This window comes from Janthinobacterium sp. LS2A (assembly GCF_036543145.1).
In the GTDB taxonomy this organism is placed as follows: Bacteria; Pseudomonadota; Gammaproteobacteria; order Burkholderiales; family Burkholderiaceae_D; genus Janthinobacterium; species Janthinobacterium aestuarii.
Map to the genome: position 1 here is coordinate 404,624 of NZ_JAZHPB010000001.1, position 22,748 is coordinate 427,371.

Below are 22,748 nucleotides of genomic sequence, written 5' to 3' on the forward strand. Positions count from 1 at the left end.
GGAGGTTGGTGCAACATGGCAAGAGACGAAATAAATCGTCCATTTGACAATATTCCCGGAAGCGCCTCGACGAGGCCGGTACCGGGATCACAGGAGACTGAAGCATGAAGATGACGACACTGTTTTACGCGAAATTCGTGGCCTGCGCGCTGGCAGCAACATGCGCCTTGGGTGCGGCGGCCGACGCCGGCGCCCAGACGCTTGGCGACCTGATCAAGAAAGGCAAGCTGACCATCGGCGTGGTCAGCGGCACGCCGCCGTTTGGCAGCATCGACGCCAAGGGCGTGCCCGTCGGCTATGACGTCGACGTCGCCAACCTGATCGGCAAATACCTGAACCTGCCCGTGGAAATCGTCCCGCTGACGGCGCCGTCGCGCGTGCCGTCGCTGGAATCGGGCAAGGTCGACTTCCTCGTGGCGACCCTGGCGCCCACGCCGGAACGGGCCAAGACCCTGATGTTCACCATGCCCTACAGCGCGTTCGAGCTGGCCATCGTCGCCCCGGTCGGCGGAAAATTCAAGGCCCTGGCCGACTTGAAGGGCAAGAAGGTGGGCGTGACGCGCGGCACCACGAATGACACGGCGCTGAGCCGCATGGCGCCTGCCGGCACCAGCATCGTGCGTTTCGAGGATGACGCCACCGTGACCCAGGCCTTGCTCAGCAAGCAGGTCGACGCCGTCTCGATTCCCAGCACGATGGCGCTCGACATCATCAAGACGCGCGGCGCGGGCAAGATCGAGGTCCGCTTCTCCTACTCGCTGCAACCGAACTCGATGGCCGTGCGCCGCGGCGACTTCGAGCTGCACCAGTGGCTCAACAACTTCATCTACTACGTCAAGCTGAACGGCGAACTCGATGCCATCGCGCGCAAGTGGAGCGGCGCGCCGCTGCCGGCGCTGCCAACCTTCTGATACCGCCACCCGCACAGCGATAGTGCTCGTCCGCACGGCGCGCCGCCATGGTGGCGCAGCCGGGGATGCGCACGTAGAAAGGAGTTGAGTATGCCGTATGAATTTCATTTCGAACTCGTCATGCAGTCGCTGGACCGCCTGTTGTGGGGCGCGGCGCTGACGATACGCCTGAGCGCCCTGTCGATGGTGCTGGGGCTGGCGGTGGGCGTGTGCGCCGCCGTCATCCTGAAGAACGGTCCCGCCTATGCCCGCGCGGTGGTGCGCGCCTATGTCGAGATCATCCGCAGCACGCCGTTCCTGGTGCAGCTGTTCATCATCTACTTCGGCTTGCCGTCGCTGGGCCTGCAGCTCGACGCGAACGGCGCCGCGCTCGTCGCCATGACGGTCAACCTGGGCGCCTATGCGGCCGAGATCGTGCGGGCCGGCATCGGCGCCGTGCATCCGTCGCAGCTCGAGGCGGCCCAAGCCCTGGGCATGACGCGCTGGCAGGTGATGCGCCACGTGGTGCTGCTGCCGGCGCTGGAAAAAGTCTATCCGGCGCTGGCCAGCCAGTTCACCTTGATGATGCTGGCCTCGAGCGTCGTGTCGGCCATTTCCGCCGAGGAGCTGACTGCCGCCGCCCACCTGCTCGACTCGGAAACCTTCCGCAGCTTCGAGATCTACATCGTCGTGATGGTGCTGTACATCCTGCTGGCCCTGCTGTTCCGCTTCAGCTTCTGGGTGCTGGGCCAGATCGTCTTCAAACGCCGCCGCCGTCTGGGCGCGGCGCGCATGGGAGCATGACATGATCAGTGATTTTTCCTGGGATAACCTGCAATTCCTGCTCGAGGCCACGCGCTGGACCATCGGCCTGTCGCTGATCGTCTTCGTCACGGGCGGCATCGCCGGCTTCGCGGTGGCGCTGCTGCGCACGGCGCGCAGTCCGTTCCTGCGCTGCATCAGCGCGCTGTACATCCAGCTGGTCCAGGGCACGCCCGTGCTGATCGTGCTGTTCCTGACCTATTACGGCCTGGCCCTGTTCGGCTACAAGCTGTCGCCGGTCATCGCGGCCGGCGCGGCGATGACGATCTTCGCCAGCGCCTACCTGGGCGAGATCTGGCGCGGCTGCATCGAAGGCGTGCAGCGGCAGCAGTGGGAAGCATCGGCCGCGCTGGCGCTGAACCGCTACCAGCAGCTGCGCTACGTCATCCTGCCGCAGGCGCTGCGCCATTCGCTGCCGCCGACGGTGGGCTTCATGGTGCAGATCATCAAGAACACGTCGATTACCTCGATCATCGGTGTGGTGGAACTGACGCGGGCAGGGCAACTGGTCAGCAATGCGACCTTCCTGCCGTTCATCGTCTTCCCCATCGTCGCCCTGATCTACTTCGCGATGTGCTATCCGCTGTCGCGCTACAGCCATTCACTGGAAAGGAAATTCCATGCCCATCGTTGAAATCGACAATATCAGCAAGAGCTTCGGCGCCAATCACGTGCTCAAGGGCGTGTCGTTCGCCGTCGAGCGTGGCCAGGTGATCGCCGTGATCGGCCGCAGCGGCTCCGGCAAGAGCACCATGCTGCGCTGTATCAACGGCCTGGAAACCATCGACAGCGGCAGCATCGTCGTGGCCGGCCACACGCTGACGGCGCGCCAGGAACACCTGCTCGACTTGCGCAAGGACGTCGGCATGGTCTTCCAGAGCTACAACCTGTTTCCCCACCTGACCGTGGAAGAAAACGTCATGCTGGCGCCGCGCATCGTCAAGAAAGTACCCGATGCGCAGGGCCGCGCCACGGCGCTGCGCGTGCTCAAGCAGGTGGGTCTGGACCACAAGCGCGAAGCCTATCCCGAGCAGCTGTCGGGCGGCCAGCAGCAGCGCGTGGCGATCGCCCGTTCGCTGGCGATGGAGCCGCAAGTGATGCTGTTCGACGAAGTGACGTCGGCGCTCGACCCGGAACTGACGCAGGAAGTGCTGAAGGTGATGGAAGAGCTGGCGCAGGCGGGCATGACGATGCTCCTGGTGACGCACGAGATGGAGTTCGCGCGGCGCATGGCCGACGTCACCGTCTTCATGCACCAGGGATTGGTGTGGGAAAGCGGGCCGTCGGAAGCCTTTTTCAGCAACCCGCAAACGCCCGAAGCGCGCCAGTTCGTCGGCGCGGGAGCGATCAAGTGAGCCCCGTCCTGGTGGCGGCGTCGGCCTACGGCGCAAGCAGGGTAAGGCAGCTGGGGCAAAGCCATTTCATCGACGTGGTGGCCGATGCGGGTGGCGCCGGCATCGAGATCCGCCGCGAACTGTTTACGTCCGACTTGCCGGACCTGGCGCGCATGGGCGCGGCGGTGGCCGCGCGCGGCCTGTACTGCGTGTATTCCACGCCCATCGAATTGTGGGACGCGCACGGGCAGCTGCAGCAAGAACTGCTGCGGCAGATGCTGGACGAGGCGGCGCGCCTGGGCGCGCGTTACTTGAAGGTGTCGCTGGGCCATTACCCGGCCGTGCCGGACTTGCCGGCCTTGAAGGCGCAGCTGGAGGCCGCACCCGTGGCGCTGCTGGTGGAAAACGACCAGACGGCCCACGGCGGCAAACTGGCGACGATGGCGCGCTTCCTGGCGGCGGCGCGCGACATCGGGCTGCCCGTGGGGCTGACCTTCGACATCGGCAACTGGCGCTGGGTGGGCGAGGACGCGCAGCAGGCGGCGCGCCTGCTGGCGCCGTACGTGCGCTATGTGCATTGCAAGGCGGTTCTCGATGACGGGGGCCGGCTGTCCGCCTGCGCCGTCTCCGACGCCGATCCCGCCTGGCGCGCCGTCTTTGCGCACTTTGCGCCGGGCGTGCAGCGGGCCATCGAATTCCCGCTCGAAGGCGCCGACCTGGTGGCCGAAACGGGTCGCTATATTCAGATACTGGAGGCTGCATGATGAAGCTCGACGTTGTTACCTATGGCGAGGCGATGGCGATGTTCGTTGCCGAGCAAACGGGCGACCTGGCCGCCGTGGCGCACTTTACGCGCCGCCTGGCCGGCGCCGAGACGAATGTCGCCATCGGCCTGGCGCGCCTGGGCTTGAAAGTCGGCTGGCTGAGCCGCGTGGGCGACGACTCGTTCGGCCGCTTCATCCGCGCCAGCGTGCAGGCCGAGGGCGTCGATTGCAGCCGGGTCGTCGCCGTCGCCGGCCAGTCCAGCGGCTTCCTGCTCAAGGAAAAGGCCGAGAACGGCGCCGACCCGCTGGTCGAATACTTCCGCAAGGGTTCCGCCGCCAGCCGGCTGGCGCCCGAGCACTTCGACCCCGCCTATTTCCTGTCCGCGCGCCATTTGCACGCCACGGGCGTGGCCGCGGCGCTGTCCGGGACCAGCCTGGCGTTCGCCGGCCAGGCGCTCGATTTCATGCGTGCCAACGGCCGCACCGTGTCGTTCGATCCGAACCTGCGGCCCTCGCTGTGGCCGTCGCAGGCCGTCATGGTCGAGCAGATCAACCGCCTCGCCGCCAAGGCGGACTGGGTGCTGCCCGGCCTGGGGGAGGGGAAAATCCTCACCGGCCACGACCTGCCGCACGACGTCGCCGGCTTTTATCTGCAGCAGGGCGCGCGCCTGGTGGTCATCAAGCTGGGCGCCGAGGGCGCCTATTACCGCACGGCCGATGGCGACAGCGGCATGGTGGCGGGCGAGCGCGTGGCCAAGGTGGTCGACACGGTGGGCGCCGGCGACGGCTTCGCGGCCGGCCTGGTCAGCGCCTTGCTGGAAGGCTTGCCGCTGGCGCAGGCGGTAGGGCGCGGCAACCGGGTCGGCGCTTTTGCCATTCAGGTGGCCGGCGACATGGAAGGCTTGCCGACCCGCGCCCAGCTCGACGCGCTGGTCCCATCTTGAACCGAACAGGGGAAACACTCGTGAAAAAACATGTGGTTGTCTATAAAAAGCTGGCCGAGCCGTTGCTGGCGCGCCTGCGCGCCGAATGCGAGGTGACGTATTTCGAGGCGATCGACGCGGGCAACCGCGCCGCGTTCGCCGCCGCCATCCGCAGCGCGCATGGCTTGCTGGGCGCCAGCGTGCGCCTGGACCGCGAACTGCTGGACCCGGCCGTCGACCTGCGCATCATTTCCACCATTTCCGTGGGCGTCGACCAGTTCGACGTCGATTACCTGCGCGAACGGGGCATCTTGCTGGCCAATACGCCGGACGTGCTGACGGAAACGACGGCCGACACGATCTTCGCGCTGATCCTCGCCAGCGCGCGGCGCGTCGTCGAACTGGCCGAATTCGTCAAAGCGGGCCGCTGGACGCGCAGCGTGGGCGAGAGCCAGTACGGCGTCAACGTGCACGGCAAGACCATCGGCATGCTGGGCATGGGCCGCATCGGCCGCGCCGTCGCCCGCCGCGCCGCGCTGGGCTTCGGCATGCAGGTGCTGTACGTGAATGGCGAGGTGGTGCCCGAAGTGGAGGCGGCGCTGGGCGCGCGCCAGGTGGCGCTCGACGACTTGCTGGCCGGCTCCGATTTCGTCTGCGTGGTGCTGCCGCTGACGGCGCAAACGGAACGCATGATGGGCCGGCGCGAGTTCGCGCTGATGCGCCCCGGCGCCATCTTCATCAACGGTTCGCGCGGGCGCATCGTCGACGAGGCGGCGCTGATCGAGGCGCTGCGGCAGGGCACCATCCACGGCGCCGGTCTCGACGTGTTCGAGCGCGAACCGCTGGCGCCGGACAATCCGCTGCCGCACATGGCCAACGTGGTGGCGCTGCCGCATATCGGCTCGGCCACGCATGAAACGCGCTACGCCATGGCGCAGCAGGCCGTGGACAACCTGCTGGCCGGCCTGCGCGGCGAGCGTCCTCGCTACCTCGTCGGTTAAGAGCAGTATCAATAAAAAATAGACAGGGAAAGACATGAAGAACAAGGTAGCAAGGGCAATGATCATCGGTGCCGGGGCCTGCGGCGGCCTGTGTAGCGCGCAGTCGAACGTGACCATGTACGGCATCGCGGACCTGGGCGTGGTGTCCGAGAACGGCGGCCCCGGCGGCAGGGTGCTCAAGCTGACGAGCGGCATCGCCAATGGCTCGCGGCTCGGTTTCAAGGGCAGCGAAGACCTGGGCGGCGGCATGACGGCGATATTTACGTTTGATGCGGGCATCCTGGCCGACACGGGCGCATCGGCCCAGGGCGGCCTGCTGTTCGGACGCCAGGCTTTCGTCGGCTTGAGCGGCGCGGCGGGTACGCTGCGGCTGGGCCGCCAGTACACGTTCATCGACAGCAGTCTGGGGGCGCTGGACCCGTTTTACCTGGGTTTCGCGGGCAGGATAAGCAATGTCTTCACGGCCGGCTACATCAGTCGGGTCGATAACAGCATCACCTACAGCTCGCCCGTGCGAGGCGGCCTTTCCGGCGAACTGGCGTACGGCTTCGGTGAAGTACCGGGCGACGCCTCGGCCAAACGCTACGCGGGCGCGGCGGCCACCTATGCCAGCGGGCCGCTGTATGTGCGCATGGCGCACCAGGACGCCAATACGCTGTCGACCGCGCTGGTGGCGGGCAGGGCGAGGAACACGGTGCTGGGCGCCACCTGGGACTTCGGCGTGGTCAAGGCGCATGGTGCCGTCGCCGTCAGCAAGAGCACGGCGGGCGCCGCCACCACGGTCGACAGCGCGGACCTGATGCTGGGCGCCACAGTGCCTGTCGGGCCGCACAGAGTCCTGTTCTCGTACGTGCGGCGCGACGACATGCGCGCCGCCAACGGCGACGCTACGCAGATCGGCATCGGCTACACCTATGCGCTGTCGAAACGCAGCACCTTGTATGCTGCCTACGCGCACATCGACAACCGCAACGGCGCCGCCTATGTGGTTGGCAACGCCACCGACAACGGCACCGGCAACCAGGCCTGGAACCTCGGCCTGCGCCACACTTTTTAAGGGAGAATCGAATGAAGAAAATCGGATGGATACTGGTCGGCGCCAGCACCGTGGCGCGCGAATGGATGGTCGACGCGATCCGCCAGCAGGGCGACGCCGAAGTGCTGGCCGTGGTCAGCCGCGATGCCGCGCGCGGCGCCGCCTTTGCCGAACAGTTCGGCATCGCCGCCAGCTACACGGACCTCGATGCGGCGCTCGCGCATCCGGGCGCGGATGCCGTATATATCAGCACCACCAATGAGCTGCACATGGCGCAGACCTTGCAGGCGGCGCGCGCGGGCAAGCACGTGCTGTGCGAAAAGCCGCTGGCGCTGAACCTGGAAGACGCCCGCCGCATGGTCGACGGCTGCGCCGAAGCGGGCGTGGTGCTGGGGATTAACCACCACCTGCGCAACGCGGCCAGCCACGGCAAGGTGCGCGAGCTGATACGCGCCGGCGAGATCGGCCAGCCCCTGTATGGCCGCGTGCTGCACGCGAACAACCTGCCGCAGCACCTGCGCGGCTGGCGCCTGGATGCGCCGGAGTCGGGCGGCGTCACGCTCGACATGTTCGTGCACGATGTCGACACCTTGCGCTTCCTGCTCGACTCTGAACCGCGCCACGTCACGGCCTGCGCCACCAGCGGCGGCATGACGGTGGCCGGGCTGGAAGAGGGTCTGATGGCCGTCATCGAGTTCGACAACGGCGCCCTGGTGCAGGTGCACGACGCGTTCAACGCGCCGCATTCGCTGTCCGGAGTGGAAATCATCGGCACCAAGGGCACCATCTTCGCCACCGGCGTGATGACGCAGCGCCCCGTCGGCACCATCAGCCTGACGCGCGACGGCGGCAGCATCGATATCCCCGTCGAGCATGAAAACCTGTACGTGCGCTCGGTGCGCGCCTTCCAGCGCGCCATGCGCGGCGAAGGACAGCCGGCCGCCACGGGTGACGACGGCATGCGCGCGCTGGCCACGGCATTGGCGGCGCAGCAGGCCAGCCGCAGCCACCAGCGCGTGACCGTGGCCGGCTGATAGCAGGCCGCATCAGTAAAAAAAGCCGCCTGATCGCAAAATCAGGCGGCTTTTTATTGGCTTGCCTCCGTGATTACTCTTCGCGGCGCAGATGAGGGAACAGAAGGACGTCGCGGATGTTCGGCGAATCCGTGATGATCATCATCAGGCGGTCGATGCCGATGCCGCAGCCGCCGGCTGGCGGCATGCCGTATTCCAGCGCGCGGATGTAGTCGGCGTCGTAGAACATCGCCTCTTCATCGCCGGCGTCCTTGGCGGCCACTTGTGCCAGGAAGCGGGCCGACTGGTCTTCCGCGTCGTTCAACTCGGAGAAGCCGTTGGCGATTTCGCGGCCCACCATGAACAATTCAAAACGTTCGGTGATGCCGGCCACCGTGTCGGACGCGCGCGCCAGTGGCGACACTTCGACCGGGTAGTCGATGATGTAGGTCGGTTCCCACAGCTGTGCTTCAGCCGTTTCTTCGAACAGCGCCAGTTGCAGCGCGCCCAGACCGGCCGTGGCGAACGGCTTGACGCCGAATTTCTTCAGCTCTTCCTTGATGAAGTCCGCATCGTTCAGCTGCTCCGGCGTGTAGCCCGGCGCGTACTTGTTGATCGCTTCGACGATGGTCAGGCGGTGGAACGGTTTTGCCAGGTCCAGCTCGCGGCCGCCGTAGGTCAGGGTGGCGGTGCCGTGCGCATCGATGGCGGCCTGACGGATGACGGCTTCCGTGAAATCCATCAGCCATTTGTAGTCGGTGTAGGCCGCGTAGAATTCCATCATCGTGAATTCAGGATTGTGACGGATCGACACGCCTTCGTTGCGGAAGTTGCGGTTGATCTCGAACACACGGTCGAAGCCGCCCACGACCAGGCGCTTCAGGTACAGCTCGGGCGCGATACGCAGGAACATCTGCATGTCGAGCGCATTGTGGTGCGTGATGAACGGCTTTGCCGCCGCGCCGCCAGGGATCGTGTGCAGCATCGGCGTTTCCACTTCCATGAACTCGTTCTTTTCCATGAAGCGGCGGATCGACGAGATGGCGGCGGTACGTGCCTTGAAGGTGCGGCGCGTCTCTTCGTTCATGATCAGGTCGACGTAGCGCTGGCGGTACTTCGTTTCCTGGTCGGCCAGGCCGTGGAATTTGTCCGGCAGCGGGCGCAGCGACTTGGTGATCAGACGCAGTTCCGTGACCTTGATGGTCAGTTCGTCCGTCTTGGTCTTGAACAGGGTGCCTTGCACGCCCAGGATATCGCCCAGGTCATAGTGGTGCAGGGCGGCCATGGCCGCTTCGCCGGTGAGGTCCAAGGTGGCGTAGATCTGGATGCGGCCGTCGGCTTTCGGGCCGGATGCATCCTGCAGGGTGGCGAAAGCGGCTTTCTTGCCCGCTTCGCGCTTGAGCATCATGCGGCCGGCCAGCACCACGTGTACGGGGTTTTCTTCCAGCTCTTCGCGCGTCTTGCCGCCGTATTGCGCGTGCAGATCGGCCGCCTTGTGCTCGGGGCGGAAATCGTTCGGGAAGGCGACGCCTTGTTCGCGCAGTGCTGCCAGCTTGACGCGGCGCTCGGCGATGATCTTGTTTTCATCGGGTGCGGCGGCTTGTTCTTGGATATCCGTAGTCATGGTGTTCTTCGTTGGTGATTATTGATGATGTGGTGCCAGCGCTGGCGCCACGCTGGCAAACAGTGCGTCGACGTCGAGCGAGGAGAAATCCGGCACGATGGCAATGACGTTGTCGAAGGCGGCAAATGCCTCAGCCGGCAGGGTGGTGGTGAGTACCACGACGCGCATGCCGGCACGGCGCGCCGCTTCCACGCCCAGGGGCGCGTCTTCAAAGACGATGCAGTTGTGCGGCAGCGCGCCGGCCAGCAGCGCGCCTTTCAGGAAAACGTCCGGGTGCGGCTTGCCCCGTTCCACGTCGGCGGCGCCGACGATGGCGTCGAAGCGGTGTCGCAGGTCCAGGCCGTCGAGCGTGAACGCGATGTTCTCGGCCGGTGCTGCCGTGCCGACCACCAGCCCCACGCCAGCCTGCCGCGCGCTGGCGATCAGCCGGTCGAAACCGGCGACTGTCGCCAGGTGCGGGCCATACAGTTCGCGGTAGACGATTTCCTTTTCAGCCAGCAGGGTGACGTGGTCGGCATCTTCGCCCAGGTATTTGGCGATGATTTCATGTCCCTGCCGTCCTGCCGTGTCGCGGAAAAAGGCGTCCGCATCCAGCGCATGGCCGTGGCGTTCAAAGAACGCCAGCCACGATGTCGTGTGGAAGGCCATGTTGTCGACGATCGTGCCATCCATGTCGAAGAGGAAGGCGCGCTGCGCTGGAGCGGGTGCGTTCATCCTTACACGCCTTGCTTGAGCGAGGCGGAAATGAAGTCGTCGATGTCGCCATCGAGCACGCCCTTGGTATTGCCCGTCTCGAAACCGGTGCGCAAGTCCTTGATGCGGGACTGGTCCAGCACGTAGGAGCGGATCTGGTGACCCCAGCCCACGTCCGTCTTCGAGTCTTCCAGCTTTTGCTGTTCGCTCATGCGCTTGCGCAGTTCATGCTCGTACAGCTTCGCTTTCAGCATTTCCATCGCTTCGGCGCGGTTGCGGTGCTGCGAACGGTCGTTCTGGCACTGTACCACGATGCCGGTCGGCGCGTGGGTCATGCGGACGGCGGAGTCGGTCTTGTTGATGTGCTGACCGCCGGCGCCCGACGCGCGGTAGGTATCGACGCGGATATCGGCCGGGTTGACGTCGATCTCGATCGAATCGTCGACTTCCGGATACACGAACAGCGACGTAAACGAGGTGTGGCGGCCGTTGGCCGAGTCGAATGGCGACTTGCGCACCAGGCGGTGCACGCCTGTTTCCGTGCGCAGGAAGCCGTAGGCGTGATCGCCCTCGACCTTCAGGGTGGCCGTCTTGATGCCGGCTACCTCGCCGTCGGACTGTTCGAGGATTTCGACCTTGAAGCCCTTGCGTTCGCAATAGCGCAGGTACTGGCGCAGCAGCATTGAGGCCCAGTCCTGGGCTTCCGTGCCGCCGGCGCCGGCCTGGATGTCGATGAAGCAGTTGTTCGGATCCATCGGATTGTTGAACATCCGGCGGAATTCCATGCTTTCGATGACCTTGCGGATTTCCTGCACGTCCTGCTCGATCGCTTCGAGCGTGTCGTCGTCGCCTTCTTCGCGGGCCATGTCGAACAGGTCGCGGGTGTCGCGCAGGTCGGCATCGGCCTTGGCCAAGGTGAAGACGATGGCTTCCAGCGCCTTCTTCTCTTTACCGAGGTCCTGGGCGCGTTTGGGATCGTTCCAGACGGTTGGATCTTCCAGTTCTTCGTTGACTTGCTCTAGTTTCTCCGACTTGACAGTGAAGTCAAAGATACCTCCGAAGTTCGGCTTCGCGGACCGTCAGGTCGTTGAGCAGGGCGGAGATGATATTGATGCGTTCGGCTTCCATAATGTTCTGGTCTTCTATGGTGAAATCAAACCCTGAATTATACGCGAGCGCGGCGCGTTTCTGATGCTGGCGGCGCCGAATCGATGCTGGACAGGGCAATAAAATCGTCATTTCGCTGTATTTGCGACAATATTTTTGCCTTGATAGGGACTGCCGTGCTGCGTATGATGCTGGCGATATTGTCTTTCCACAGGAATACATCATGCTTCAACTTCCCCGTCTCGCCCTGTTACCGTTGCTGCTGGCCGGCTGCGGCGCCTTGCCGCCCGCGCCCACCGGACCGGTCCAGCCGCTGACCGCGCCGGCCGGCAGCAGCGCCGTCCTGGCCCTGCTCGAGACGACGGACTTGCACGCGAATGTGCTCAGTTATGATTACTACAAGCTGCAGGCGGAGCCGTCGATCGGCCTGGAACGCACGGCGGCCCTGATCGCCCAGGCGCGCGCGCAGTTCCCGAACAACCTTTTGCTCGACAACGGCGACACCATCCAGGGCACGGCGCTGGCCGACTATCAGGCCCTCGTGAAACCGCTGGCCTGCGACCAGACCCTGGCCATCTACAAGGCGATGAACTTGCTGAAAGTGGACGGCGGCGGCATCGGCAACCACGAATTCAACTACGGCCTGGCGTTCCTGAGCCAGGTGACGGGCAACCGCTTCGACGTCGACAGCGTCGACGCCGACAAACCGCGCTGCGCAGGCCCCGCGTTCCCGCAAGTGCTGGCCAATGTCTACAGCGTCAAGACGGGTAAACCCCTGTTTGCGCCATACCACATCATCGACAAGCAGATCACGGCAACCGGCCCCGATGGCAAGCCCGTGACGAGCAGCGTGAAGGTGGGCATCATCAGCTTTGCGCCGCCCACCATCATGGCGTGGGACAAGCGCTGGCTCGAAGGGCGCGTCTACACGCAGGGCGTGCGCGAGACGGCGGAAAAATTCATCCCCGAGATGCGCGCCAAGGGCGCCGAACTGGTGGTGGCGATCTCGCACGGCGGCCTCGATGACAGCCCGTACTCGCCGACCATGGAAAACGGTAATTACTACCTGTCGCAAGTGCCGGGCGTGGACGCCATGCTGATCGGCCACTCGCACCAGCTGTTCCCGAACGCGAGCAGCACGGTGCCGCAATTTAATTTGCCCGGCGTCGACAAGGCCCGTGGCCTGGTCAATGGCGTGCCCACCGTGATGGCCAATTTGTGGGGCAAGCACCTGGGCGTGATCGGCCTGCGCTTGCGCCATGACGGCAAGCAGTGGGTCGTCGACAAGAGCGCCACGACGGTGGAAGCGCGCGGCATCCAGAACGCGGACAAGAGTTACGTCCAGCCCGATGCGGCCATCGCCAAGCTGGTGGCCGAGGAACACGCGGCGACGATTGCTTACGTGCAGACGCCCGTGGGCGCCACGGACTTCCGCATGTCGACGTATTTTGCCGACGTGGGCGACGTGAGCGCCATCGAGGTGGTGAACCAGGCGCAAACGGGCTATCTGGCTGCCTACGTCAAAGCGAATTTGCCGCAGTACGCGCACCTGCCCGTGCTGTCGATGTCGTCCCCGTTCAAGAGCGGCTCGGCCGGCGTGTCCGACTACACGGACGTCAAGGCGGGCAATGTGGCGCTGAATAACGCGGCTGATTTGTACCTGTACCCGAACGCGCTGTACGGCGTGAAGATGAATGGCGCGGACCTGAAAGCCTGGCTGGAACAGTCGGCGCAGCGCTTCAATACCATCGACCCGAACAAGCTGGAAGCGCAGGAATTGGTCAATACGGCCCATCCGAGCTACAACTTCGACGCGCTCACCAGCGCCGACGTGCGCTACCAGATCGACGTCACGCAAAAGCCCGGCCAGCGCATCAAGGGCCTCAGCTACAAGGGCAAACCGGTGGACGCCAGCCAGGAATTTTTGATCGCGACGAATAACTACCGCGCCAGCGGCGGCGGCAACTTCCCCGGCCTCGATGGCAGCAAGACGGTGGTGGCCTCGCCCGACAACAACCGTGAGCTCCTGATCGCTTACGTCACGCAGCAGAAAAACCTGACACGCGCGAAAAACGGCTCGGCGCGCAGCTGGCGCTTCGCCAAGGTGGCTACGAAAGGCCCCGTGGTCTTCCATTCGGCGCCAAACGTGATCGACCTGGCGAAAGCGGCCGGCATCGACAACGTCACTCAGCTGAAGGTTGACGACGGCACTGGCAAGGGCTTTGCGCTGTACCAGCTCGACCTGTCGAAATGATGCTGGCAAACTTGCTGCTGGCCGCGGCGTTGGCGTCGCCCGGTGCGGCCGCCCCCGATGTCACGGCCCTGGCCAAGGTCCTGATGCGCGCGGGTGAGGCGTCCCATCCGCAGGCGCGGACCCTGTTCGAACAGGCTGCGGGGCAGGGTAGCGGTCCGGCTGCGTATTACCTGGGCCTGATGCACAAGAACGGCATGGGCGGCCCGCAGGACGGCGCCGCCGCGCTGCGCTGGCTGGAACAGGCCGCCCAACGTGGCGTGGCGCCGGCCATGTTCATCGTGGCGAACATGCTGCTCGATAGCGACGAAGCCCGGGCGCGCTACTGGCTCGACGCCGCCTGCGACCTCGACTACCCGGAAGCGCTGCAGCAGAAATCCGTGGCCCTGGCCGAGGGGCAGATGGGTTATGCGCACAACGAGGAGCAGTCGTTCCTGTATCTGAAGATGGCGACGCATGCTATGGGGCATCGGGCCGCCGAGCCGTAACGGCCCCCCCAGGTCAGGTCCGCAGGCTGTTCGCCGCCTCGGCAATGGCCAGCGGGTTGCGTGACAGCAGGGCGGCAGCTAGGTCCAGCAGGCCTGCCGCTGCCTTGATGGCCGCGTGCGTGTGCTGGATGTCGGCGACGGTTTTCCTGCCCTGCTCGATGGCCGAGTTCACATTGGCCAATGCCTGCTGCGCGCCCTGGTTAATCAGGTAGATGCCATGGGCGCGGAAAAAGGACACCATCTGGTCCAGGTGGCTTTCATATTGCTTGAGATCCTGCAGCACGGCTGACGGCGTTGGCGGCGTGCGGTCGGTCAGCGCGATGCGCAGCTCCAGTACCTGGTTTGAGGCCTGTGCCAGCTTGTCGGCGATTTCCGTGGTTTGTTTTTCATCGAGTGCGATAGCGTTGCCCATGTTTTACTCCTACCAGGGTGAGGGGGAATAATGGCTTGCCTGCTTTTGCAGGGTATCGACCTGCTTGGCAAAGGTGTCCAGTTGGCGCTCCAATGCCGGGTCTTTCATGGACTTGGCGCGCAAGGTGCTCAGACTGTTCTGCAATTCGGTCATGGCGGCAATATAGGCGTCGATGACCTTGCCACGCTCCTGCAGTTGCCGTCCGTCCAGGTAGAGCTTGGCTTTCAGATAGTTGCTGGCAACGGGCTCCCTGCCGGCGGCATTGTCGAGCGAGCGGTTCAGGGACGCCAGCGTCAGGCTCTCGTCGTGCAGATTGGCCTGGTAGTTTTGCTGCGCATATTTTTTCAGCGCATTGCTGATGATATAAATATCTTCTTCGCGCGCCAGCAGTTCGTTGATGCCCGACTGCTGTCTGTGCTGCGTCACGATTTGGCTGATCAGCGCGCTCAGGCGCGTGACTTTGTCCAGTTGGTCGGCGTTGAGCACCGGCGTCATGCCGCTGGACTGCTGCAAGGCGCCCAGCGAACCGCCAAGGGCGCCGATCTCTTCCTTGTAGTTTGCCAGCTTGTCGTTGGCCAGTGCGGCAAGTACTTCCGCGTAGCGTTTCAATACATCGTTCAGTTCGGCCGTACCCGCCAACTGGGCTGCATAGTCCTTGCAGCGCCGGAGCAGGTCCTGCTCCGTTTCCTGCGCAACGTAGGGGCGGTCGGTGATGATGCTGTTGCGCCGTACATTATTGGTGCAACTGCTCATGGAGTGCGTCAGCATGGGTTTGAATACTTCCGTTACCGCCACCGTCTGTCCCGCGAACTTGTCGACCGGCGTGAAGTTCTTGCAGGCGCTACTGATGCCGCCGATCAGCAGGCAGGCGCAGATGGTTGTCATGGGCTGGCGCATAGGTTCTCCATGGTAAGGAAGGGATTGCCGCCATGGCCGGTTGACCCTGGTTCAATGACCATATCACCATTGCCTCACCATACTTTGACGCAGATCAGATACCTGTACTGTGTGTCAATGTGCAGCAGCTGTGTCAATTTGCGCCATATTTTCCTTACAAAAGACTGACATCGGGCCAGCAATCTGGTCTTTTTCGCATGTTGCGACGCGTCATATGTAGTTGTTGCTGGGGCATGTTTACTCACCTACAATGATTTATCGATGGGGCGGTTATCCAGCGTACGACAATAAAAATAAGTGGCATTAAAAACGTTGTAACAGAGGAGATGACAATGAATTTGAAACAGAAATTGCTCGTAGCAAGTTTGGTTTTGGGTTTCTCGCAGGCGGCAGTCGCAGCCGACCCCATCAAGATCGGCGTGTCCGGTCCGTTCACGGGCGGTTCCGCGCCGATGGGCGTGTCGATGCGCGACGGCGTCAAGCTGGCCGTGGCTGAAATCAATGCCAAGGGTGGCGTGCTGGGTCGTTCCTTGCTGCTGATCGAGCGTGATGACGAAGCAAAGAATGAACGCGGCGTGCAGATCGCCCAAGAGCTCATCAACAAGGAAAAGGTCGCCGCCACCGTCGGCTATATCAACACGGGCGTGGCCCTCGCATCGCAGCGCTTCTACCAGGAAGCGAAAATTCCCGTCATGAACAATGTGGCGACGGGTTCCATCGTCACCAAGCAATTCGCCGACCAGCCGGAAAACTACGTCTTCCGCAATGCGGCCAATGACACCATCCAGTCCGGCATGATCGTGCATGAGGCGATCGAGAACCGCAAGTTCAAGAAAGTGGCGATCCTGGCCGACTCCACCAACTATGGCCAGCTGGGCCGTGAAGACCTGGAAAAGGCGCTCGACAAGAAGGGCATCAAGCCCGTCGTCGTTGAAAAATACAACATCAAGGACGTCGACATGACGGCCCAGCTGCTGAAAGCCAAGCAGGCGGGGGCGGAAGTCGTGCTGACCTACGGCATCGGCCCGGAACTGGCGCAGATCGCCAACGGCATGGAAAAACTGGGCTGGAAAGTACCGCTGATCGGCAGCTGGACCCTGGCCATGGGTAACTTCATCGACAACGCGGGCAAAAACGGCAATGGCACGCGCATGCCGCAAACCTTCATCCAGGATGCCAGCACGCCGAAGCGCAAGGCCTTCATTGATGCCTACGTGGCCGCCTACAAGCCATCGGGCGGACGCATGCCATCGGCCGTCTCGGCCGCGCAAGGCTACGATTCCATCTACCTGCTGGCAGCCGCCTTCAAGCAGGCAGGCGGCACGGACGGCCCGAAAGTGCGCGCCGCGCTGGAAAACCTGAATGAAAAAGTGGAAGGCGCCGTCACCACCTACAACAAACCGTTCAGCAAAACCAACCATGAAGCGATCACGGCCGAGCTGACAGTCTTCGGTGAAGTCAAGGACGGCAAAGTCGTCCTCGCGAAATAAGCCGGGCAGACATTCGCCGCGCAGTGGCCAGCCTTGAGGAATCAGGACTGGCCATTTTTTCATCGTTCGTCTTCCGGGGAATACCATGGAAATCTTCCTGCAGCTCGTCTTCAGCGGCATCGCGTTGGGCATGATCTATGCCGTCATCGCCTTCGGCTACCAGCTGACCTTCGCCACTTCCGGCACCCTCAATTTCGGCCAGGGCGAATCCCTGATGCTGGGCGCGCTCGTGGGCCTTTCCCTGGTGGGCACCATCCACGGCGGCCCGTACATGAGCTATCTGTTGATGATACCCATTGTCATCGTCTTCGGCGCCTTGCAGGGCGTGTTCGTCGAGTGGATAGGCGTGCGGCCCGCCATCAAGATCAAGTCCGAATTCGGCTGGATCATGTCGACCATTGCGCTGGCCATCATTTTCAAGAACGTGGCGGAAAACATCTGGGGCAAGGATGACCTGATGTTCCCGTCGCCGTTGTCGGCCGCGCCGTTCCAGGTGTTTGGCGCCAACGTGCAGCAGATGCAGGTGGCCGTCATCGTCGGCGCGCTGGCCATCATGCTGGCCGTCGAAGTATTCAACCGCAAATCGATCTACGGCAAGGCCGTGGTGGCGACCGCCAACGACCGCGACGCGGCCGGCCTGATGGGCATCAACACGGGCATGGTCATCACGTTTTCCTACGCGCTGTCGTCGGCCACGGCCGCCTTTGCGGGTGTGCTGGTGGCGCCACTGACCTTGACGGGAGCCACCATGGGCGCGTCGCTGGGCTTGAAAGCGTTTGCCGTGGCCATCATCGGCGGCCTGACGTCGGGCGTGGGCGCCATCGTTGGTGGCCTGATCCTGGGCATCGCGGAAACGACCACCGGCTACTACATCTCCACCGGCTACAAGGAAGTGCCTGGCCTGCTGTTGCTGCTGCTGGTGCTGGCCGTCAAGCCGTCCGGCCTGTTCGGCAAAGCCGCGATCAAGAAAGTCTGAGGACGACATGAACAAGAAAATCACCATGCTGGCGCTGAGCGCGGCGGGACTGGCCGCGCTCGCGCTGTTCCCCATCGTCATCCCGAACCCGTATTACATCCACCTGGCCGAGACCATCCTGATCTACGCCATCCTGCTGTTCGGCCTCGATATCGTCGTCGGCTACACGGGGCAGGTGTCGCTGGGCCACGCGGGCCTGTTCGGCATCGGTTCGTACGTCACGGGCGTGCTGGTGTTCAAGCTGGGCGTGTCGTTCTGGCTGGCCATCCCCGCCAGCATCCTGGGCGCGGCCGTGTTTGGCGCCATCCTGGCCTTGCCGGCCCTGCGCGTGACGGGCCCGTACCTGGCCATGGTGACCCTGGCCTTCGGCACCATCGTGCAAATCCTGATCAATGAAATGAGCTTCCTGACGGAAGGGCCGATGGGCATCAAGATCCACAAGCCTGTCCTGTTCGGCCACAAACTGACGGAGGTGGAGTACTACTACATGGTCGCCGCGCTGCTGGTGATCTCGCTGGTGGTGGTGCACCGCATTTTGAAATCAAACCTGGGCCGCGCGTTCGAAGCCTTGCGCGACAGCCCCATCGCTTCGGATTGCATGGGCGTGTCCGTGTACCGCTACAAGGTGTACGCCTTCGTCATCAGCGCCGGTTTCGCGGGCCTGGCCGGCAGCCTGTATGCGTATTCGGAAGAATATATCTCGCCCAATACCTACAACTTCGAGCTGACGATATTGTTCCTGCTGGCCGTCATCATGGGCGGACGCAAGACCCGTTCGGGCGCGCTGATCGGCGCCCTGATCGTCGTCATGCTACCCAGCCTCTTGTCGGACATCGAATTGTTCCGCAAGATCGCCGTCGGCGCCGCCGTGCTGGGCGTGATCGGTTCCGCCTTCATGCTGGCGAAAAAGCGCTCCACCTTGCGCGGCGTGATCGTGCCCCTGGTGGCCACCATCGGCCTGGCCGCGTTTTCCTACAAGCTGGAGAACATGGTCGACTGGCGCCTGACCATCTTCGGTTTGATGACCCTGTTCGTCGTGTACTACCTGCAGGACGGCATCGTGGGTTTCCTGATGAGCTTTATCGGCAAGGGCCGGCGCCATGTGCAAGCCGTCGCTTCCCACGGCGTGGCGCCGTTCGACCACGCCCAGGGCGGGCAGCAGGGCGCGACCCTGCTGCGCGTGGACCAGGCCCTGATGCAGTTCGGCGGCCTGAAAGCGCTGAACCAGGTGGACCTGAACGTCACGCAAGGCTCCGTGCACGGCTTGATCGGGCCGAACGGCTCGGGCAAGAGCACGATGATGAATGTGCTCACGGGGATCTACAAGCCGACGGCGGGCAAGGTGGAATTTGCCGGCGCCGTGATCTCCGGCCGCACGCCATCCGAGATCGCGCTGGGCGGCGTGGCGCGTACCTTCCAGAACGTGCAGCTGTTCGGCGAGATGACGGCCACCGAGAACGTGCTGGTGGGCCTGCACAACACCTTCAAGTCGAACGTGCTCGACGTGATGCTGCATACGCCGCGCTACAAGCGCGAAGAGACGGCCGCGCGCGAGCGGGCCGCCAGCATCCTCGAATTCGTGGGCCTGGCCGACCTGGCCAACGAAGAGGCGCGCAATCTGCCGTATGGCAAGCAGCGGCTGCTGGAAATCGGCCGCGCGCTGGGTCTCAACCCGCGTTTGCTGCTGCTCGATGAACCGGCGGCCGGCTTGACGGCGCCCGACATCAAGGAGCTGATGGCCATCATCCGCAAGATCCGCGAGCACGGCATCACCATCATCCTGATCGAGCACCACATGGACGTGGTGATGGCACTGTCGGACGTGGTGACGGTGCTGGACTTCGGCCAGAAGATCGCCGAAGGCGCACCCGCGCTTGTCCAGAGCGACCCGAAAGTGATCGAAGCCTACCTGGGCGGCAGCGCCGAAACCCTGGCGCCAGCGGCGCACTGAGAGGAAGACCATGCTGACCATTAGTAATCTGCACGCCGCCTACGGCAAAGTCGAAGTCCTGCACGGCATTTCGCTCGACGTCCCGAAGGGCAAGCTGGTGACGCTGATCGGCTCGAACGGGGCCGGCAAGACCACTACCATGCGCGCCATTTCCGGCATGCTGAAGCCGAAATCGGGCACCGTCACCCTGGGCGGCAAGGACGTCACGGGCCTCGATTCGCACAAGATCGCGCGCGCGGGCCTGGCCCATTCGCCGGAAGGCCGGAGGGTGTTCGCCTCAATGTCGGTGACGGACAACCTGCTGCTGGGCGCCTTTCCCCGCTTTACACGGGCGCGCCCGAAAGGCGATATCAAGCGCGACCTGGACAAGGCACTGGAGCTGTTCCCCCGCCTGAAGGAGCGGCGCGACCAGCTGGCCGGCACCTTGTCGGGCGGCGAGCAGCAGATGCTGGCCATGGCCCGCGCCGTGATGCTGAACCCGGAAGTGATCCTGCTGGACGAGCCGTCGATGGGCCTGGCGCCGATTCTGGTGGAAGAAGTCTTCCGCATCATCACGCGCTTAAAGGCCGAAGGCGTGACCATGTTGCTGGTCGAGCAATTCGCCGCCGCCGCCCTGAACGTGGCCGATTACGGCTATGTGCTGGAAAACGGCAGCATTTCCGTGCACGGCCCGGCGGAAAGCCTGAAAACCGATCCGAAGGTGATCGCGGCGTATTTGGGGGGAGGGCATTGATGATGGCCTGACAATGCGCTTGCTGCGCATTGTCAAATCCAATACAGCCGTGTGCCTGGCAGGACTTGCCGGCTACGAATTGAGCAGACGATGGCGAATCAATGCTTCCAGGTCACGGTTGGTATGGGCAATCATATGAATATAGACGATATCGTTATGTCCGTACTCGATGATGATACGATTCTGGCCGGCCAACAGTTGGCGGTGAGTCGTCAAGTGAAGGTCTTCAAGTTCAGGAACAAAGCTACCTTTAATGTTCCAATCTTTGAGAGAACTGACTTCAGCCAGAATCTCTTGTGTCACCTTCCTGGCAAAAGCAAGGGATTCGCTCTGCTTCAGATAGGAGCGAATGTCCTGTAAATCGTTCAGGGCGTATTGAGTCCAAATGATTTTCATTTGCGTAATCAGTTGTCGTCGTCTTCAGCTTCCAGAAGGGCCACAACGTCATCATGACCGATGACTTTACCTTGCTCAATCTGCTTGCGGCCGAGAGCAAGGATGCGGAGCATGGCAAGCTGATCTTGGGTCTTTTGATAGCTAACGGGGTCTAGCACAACTGCCTGAACTCTGCCATTTACCGTGATGGCTACCGGGTCATGAGTCTCCAGTACCTGTTTGACCACGTCGCTGGTGTTGGTCTTCAAGTAACTAATTGGCTGAATGTTTAGAAAATTCATACTCACCTCCATAAATTGGCAGGCCGATGATAGCACCGTATGACCAAATTACGTACCGAATTTAGTTGGTCGCATATTTTCCTGGTTTCTGGCGCAGCCTGTCAGCGTCAGTGTTTGGTGGGCTTTTCCTGCTGCACCAGAATAAACGGGCTGACGACGACGGCCCATAGCGCCGCGTCGGCTGCCTGCCAGTCCAGCGCCTGCTGGTCGGAGACTTTGGCTACCTTGCCATCGGCCATCCATTGCGTGATGGTGGCCTTGTCGTCGTGCGAGATGCGCACGGCTACTTCGACCAGGTCCAGCTCGTTGGCGACCCAGACGACGTTGCCTTGGGCGAAGTGCTTTTCCAGTTCGCTCCAGGCCAGGCGGGCCGTTTCGCTGTTGACTTTGAGGCGCAGTTCGGTGTCTTTTTCAGGATTGGTTTGCATGTGAGATCAGGTTGCGGTGAGTCGGGTGCCGATGCGCGCGGTTTATTTGCCTGGGAGGGCTTCCACGTGCGGTATCGGCGTACCCCGCCATGTTAACCGATAGGCGGTGCCTTTGCGAACATTGCCGACCAGAGCAGGGCGGAAGCAGGCCAGGTTGGTGCCGCCCGCCAGCCGCGTGCTGGGGAAGATGATGCCCATGGAACCGGCCTCGAGCAGGATGGCGGCCAGGTCTTGCGAGGCGATGTAGCTGGCCGGGTCGAGGCAGGCCGCATAGCGCTCCTGGCCGCGCAAGTCGTGGAAGCTGGCGGAGAAATCGGCCAGCAGCGACTGGTAGCTGACGCTGTCGCCGAAATAGTCGATTTCCTGGTATTCCACGGTCTTGTGGAAAATGATCTCGGCCAGCGCCGTTTTCATGTCGAAGGCGCAATACCAAGCGCCCCGTTCGCCATCGTTGAAGCGTGCTCCTTCCGGCCGGGCATAGGTGTACGCGGCGTTGATGATGCGAAAGTGTGGCACGCCAAAAACCAGTTCGTCCACGCCAATTCCTGGCGCGCCGCCATACTCGGCGACCAGTCGCGCGTTGGTCGCGTTATCGAGTTCGAACAGTTCGCGCAGGTGATCGTCATCCTCGGCCAGCGGCGCCAGTACGGAGTCTTCCATGTCGGCGAAGCGCGATGGAATCAACCGGCAAGTGTCGATCTGGCGCAGCGCGGCCAGCGGCGGCAGGTGGGTATTCGGGGCTGTAGGCACAATTACAGTCCTCCGCGGCGCGCGTCGAGCAGCTTGCGCACCGTCTGCATGGCCAGCAAGCCGCCGGCCAGCATCTGCGACAGGGGTGTGCGGCCGCCAAACACGGGATTCTTGTTGGGCAAACTCACCCATTCGTCGGCCAGCTTGTCGCCATACAGGATGTGCAGGGCTTTATAAATGCCCAGCAAGTAGGAAATGCGCGTGATACGGTCCACTTCCAGCACGCGGTCCGGGTGTTTCTTCCACTCGTAATAGGCGCTGCTGGACAGGCCGCCCAGTAATTCGCGCGCATCGTCGTCGCGCAGTTTCCAGGCGGTGGCCAGCTTGAAAAAGCCCTTCAAGGCCGCCTGCGACAATCGCTCGCGCTCGGCTTTGGCGTTCAGGTCGACGAGCACGGCCGGTTCGAAGCGGCTCTTGGGGTAGGCGTAGGCAAGATTCATGATGAACTCCTTTTATGGAATAATATTACTCCTTTTCGGGAATTTGTG

Annotated in this window: 26 protein-coding genes; 15 read left to right on the top strand and 11 right to left on the bottom strand. The window is 63.1% G+C overall.

The genetic code is table 11. The features are described from left to right. Positions 1-104: 104 nt before the first annotated feature. From V3C40_RS01870 to V3C40_RS01910, 9 genes are all read left to right on the top strand, one after another. Positions 105-911 (top strand): transporter substrate-binding domain-containing protein, encoded by an 807-nt coding sequence (locus V3C40_RS01870; RefSeq protein ID WP_034755383.1) that lies wholly within the window; start codon positions 105-107, stop codon positions 909-911. A 90-nt stretch (positions 912-1,001) separates the two neighbouring features. Next, positions 1,002-1,694, top strand: a complete 693-nt coding sequence (locus V3C40_RS01875; protein ID WP_099403128.1) for an amino acid ABC transporter permease — start codon at positions 1,002-1,004, stop codon at positions 1,692-1,694. A gap of 1 nt (position 1,695) precedes the next feature. Further along, positions 1,696-2,346 (top strand): amino acid ABC transporter permease, encoded by a 651-nt coding sequence (locus V3C40_RS01880; RefSeq protein ID WP_092709435.1) that lies wholly within the window; start codon positions 1,696-1,698, stop codon positions 2,344-2,346. After that, positions 2,333-3,067, top strand: coding sequence for an amino acid ABC transporter ATP-binding protein (locus V3C40_RS01885; RefSeq protein WP_034755389.1), 735 nt, complete (start codon positions 2,333-2,335; stop codon positions 3,065-3,067). The genes V3C40_RS01880 and V3C40_RS01885 overlap by 14 nt, the downstream gene beginning before the upstream one ends. After that, positions 3,064-3,810, top strand: a complete 747-nt coding sequence (locus V3C40_RS01890; RefSeq protein WP_331776335.1) for a sugar phosphate isomerase/epimerase family protein — start codon at positions 3,064-3,066, stop codon at positions 3,808-3,810. The genes V3C40_RS01885 and V3C40_RS01890 overlap by 4 nt, the downstream gene beginning before the upstream one ends. After that, positions 3,807-4,754 (top strand): sugar kinase, encoded by a 948-nt coding sequence (locus V3C40_RS01895; RefSeq protein WP_319991352.1) that lies wholly within the window; start codon positions 3,807-3,809, stop codon positions 4,752-4,754. Before V3C40_RS01890 ends, V3C40_RS01895 begins: the two co-directional genes overlap by 4 nt. Positions 4,755-4,774: 20 nt before the next feature. Continuing rightward, on the top strand, positions 4,775-5,734 hold the full coding sequence (locus V3C40_RS01900; protein ID WP_331776336.1) for a 2-hydroxyacid dehydrogenase: 960 nt from the start codon (positions 4,775-4,777) through the stop codon (positions 5,732-5,734). 34 nt (positions 5,735-5,768) lie between these two features. Beyond that, positions 5,769-6,791 (top strand): porin, encoded by a 1,023-nt coding sequence (locus V3C40_RS01905; protein ID WP_331776337.1) that lies wholly within the window; start codon positions 5,769-5,771, stop codon positions 6,789-6,791. Between the two features lie 11 nt (positions 6,792-6,802). Further along, a complete protein-coding gene (locus V3C40_RS01910; RefSeq protein ID WP_331776338.1) occupies positions 6,803-7,804 on the top strand; it encodes a Gfo/Idh/MocA family protein in 1,002 nt (333 codons plus the stop codon). Between the two features lie 73 nt (positions 7,805-7,877). Here V3C40_RS01910 and lysS read toward each other — a convergent pair whose 3' ends face one another. The 4 genes from lysS to V3C40_RS01930 all read right to left on the bottom strand — a co-directional run bounded on the left by lysS (position 7,878) and on the right by V3C40_RS01930 (position 11,339). Beyond that, positions 7,878-9,407 carry a lysine--tRNA ligase gene (gene lysS, locus V3C40_RS01915; RefSeq protein WP_034755402.1) on the bottom strand — a complete coding sequence of 510 codons (1,530 nt, stop codon included), beginning with the start codon at positions 9,405-9,407 and terminating at the stop codon, positions 7,878-7,880. Positions 9,408-9,425: 18 nt separating this feature from the next. Further along, the gene (locus V3C40_RS01920; protein ID WP_331776339.1) at positions 9,426-10,121 is read right to left on the bottom strand and encodes an HAD family hydrolase; all 696 of its coding nucleotides are present in this window, start codon (positions 10,119-10,121) and stop codon (positions 9,426-9,428) included. A gap of 2 nt (positions 10,122-10,123) precedes the next feature. Then, a protein-coding gene (gene prfB, locus V3C40_RS01925) for a peptide chain release factor 2 (protein ID WP_115057524.1) occupies positions 10,124-11,228 on the bottom strand; the annotation gives its coding sequence in 2 pieces (ribosomal slippage) (positions 10,124-11,146 and positions 11,148-11,228; 1,104 coding nt in all). Next, a complete protein-coding gene (locus tag V3C40_RS01930; protein ID WP_181878140.1) occupies positions 11,145-11,339 on the bottom strand; it encodes a hypothetical protein in 195 nt (64 codons plus the stop codon). The genes prfB and V3C40_RS01930 overlap by 84 nt, the downstream gene beginning before the upstream one ends. A 91-nt stretch (positions 11,340-11,430) precedes the next feature. Here V3C40_RS01930 and V3C40_RS01935 point away from each other — a divergent pair, with 91 nt between their 5' ends. Together V3C40_RS01935 and V3C40_RS01940 are read left to right on the top strand one after the other, a co-directional pair. Beyond that, on the top strand, positions 11,431-13,461 hold the full coding sequence (locus V3C40_RS01935) for a bifunctional 2',3'-cyclic-nucleotide 2'-phosphodiesterase/3'-nucleotidase (RefSeq protein WP_331776340.1): 2,031 nt from the start codon (positions 11,431-11,433) through the stop codon (positions 13,459-13,461). After that, positions 13,458-13,946, top strand: coding sequence for a tetratricopeptide repeat protein (locus V3C40_RS01940; protein ID WP_331776341.1), 489 nt, complete (start codon positions 13,458-13,460; stop codon positions 13,944-13,946). Before V3C40_RS01935 ends, V3C40_RS01940 begins: the two co-directional genes overlap by 4 nt. A gap of 13 nt (positions 13,947-13,959) precedes the next feature. Here V3C40_RS01940 and V3C40_RS01945 read toward each other — a convergent pair whose 3' ends face one another. Then, entirely contained in the window at positions 13,960-14,358 is a 399-nt protein-coding gene (locus V3C40_RS01945; RefSeq protein WP_034755413.1) for a hypothetical protein, read from the bottom strand. Positions 14,359-14,367: 9 nt separating this feature from the next. Continuing rightward, positions 14,368-15,243 (bottom strand): hypothetical protein, encoded by an 876-nt coding sequence (locus V3C40_RS01950; RefSeq protein ID WP_152546518.1) that lies wholly within the window; start codon positions 15,241-15,243, stop codon positions 14,368-14,370. A 344-nt stretch (positions 15,244-15,587) separates the two neighbouring features. Between V3C40_RS01950 and V3C40_RS01955 the strand changes: the two genes are divergently transcribed. From V3C40_RS01955 to V3C40_RS01970, 4 genes are all read left to right on the top strand, one after another. Beyond that, a complete protein-coding gene (locus V3C40_RS01955) occupies positions 15,588-16,745 on the top strand; it encodes an ABC transporter substrate-binding protein (protein WP_034755418.1) in 1,158 nt (385 codons plus the stop codon). An 85-nt stretch (positions 16,746-16,830) separates the two neighbouring features. Then, on the top strand, positions 16,831-17,721 hold the full coding sequence (locus tag V3C40_RS01960; protein ID WP_010398938.1) for a branched-chain amino acid ABC transporter permease: 891 nt from the start codon (positions 16,831-16,833) through the stop codon (positions 17,719-17,721). 7 nt (positions 17,722-17,728) lie between these two features. Continuing rightward, a complete protein-coding gene (locus tag V3C40_RS01965) occupies positions 17,729-19,672 on the top strand; it encodes a branched-chain amino acid ABC transporter ATP-binding protein/permease (RefSeq protein WP_034755420.1) in 1,944 nt (647 codons plus the stop codon). 10 nt (positions 19,673-19,682) lie between these two features. Further along, positions 19,683-20,405, top strand: a complete 723-nt coding sequence (locus V3C40_RS01970; RefSeq protein ID WP_046682988.1) for an ABC transporter ATP-binding protein — start codon at positions 19,683-19,685, stop codon at positions 20,403-20,405. A 72-nt stretch (positions 20,406-20,477) separates the two neighbouring features. Here the strand turns inward: V3C40_RS01970 and V3C40_RS01975 are convergent, their stop codons facing one another. The 5 genes from V3C40_RS01975 to V3C40_RS01995 all read right to left on the bottom strand — a co-directional run bounded on the left by V3C40_RS01975 (position 20,478) and on the right by V3C40_RS01995 (position 22,700). Beyond that, positions 20,478-20,801 (bottom strand): type II toxin-antitoxin system RelE/ParE family toxin, encoded by a 324-nt coding sequence (locus V3C40_RS01975; RefSeq protein ID WP_331776342.1) that lies wholly within the window; start codon positions 20,799-20,801, stop codon positions 20,478-20,480. Positions 20,802-20,809: 8 nt separating this feature from the next. Then, the gene (locus tag V3C40_RS01980) at positions 20,810-21,082 is read right to left on the bottom strand and encodes a type II toxin-antitoxin system Phd/YefM family antitoxin (protein ID WP_034756273.1); all 273 of its coding nucleotides are present in this window, start codon (positions 21,080-21,082) and stop codon (positions 20,810-20,812) included. 107 nt (positions 21,083-21,189) lie between these two features. Then, entirely contained in the window at positions 21,190-21,510 is a 321-nt protein-coding gene (locus tag V3C40_RS01985) for a DUF2288 domain-containing protein (RefSeq protein ID WP_070304968.1), read from the bottom strand. Positions 21,511-21,552: 42 nt separating this feature from the next. Further along, positions 21,553-22,260 (bottom strand): RES family NAD+ phosphorylase, encoded by a 708-nt coding sequence (locus V3C40_RS01990; protein WP_331776343.1) that lies wholly within the window; start codon positions 22,258-22,260, stop codon positions 21,553-21,555. 2 nt (positions 22,261-22,262) lie between these two features. Then, entirely contained in the window at positions 22,263-22,700 is a 438-nt protein-coding gene (locus V3C40_RS01995; protein WP_331776344.1) for an MbcA/ParS/Xre antitoxin family protein, read from the bottom strand. Between the last annotated feature and the right edge of the window lie 48 nt (positions 22,701-22,748).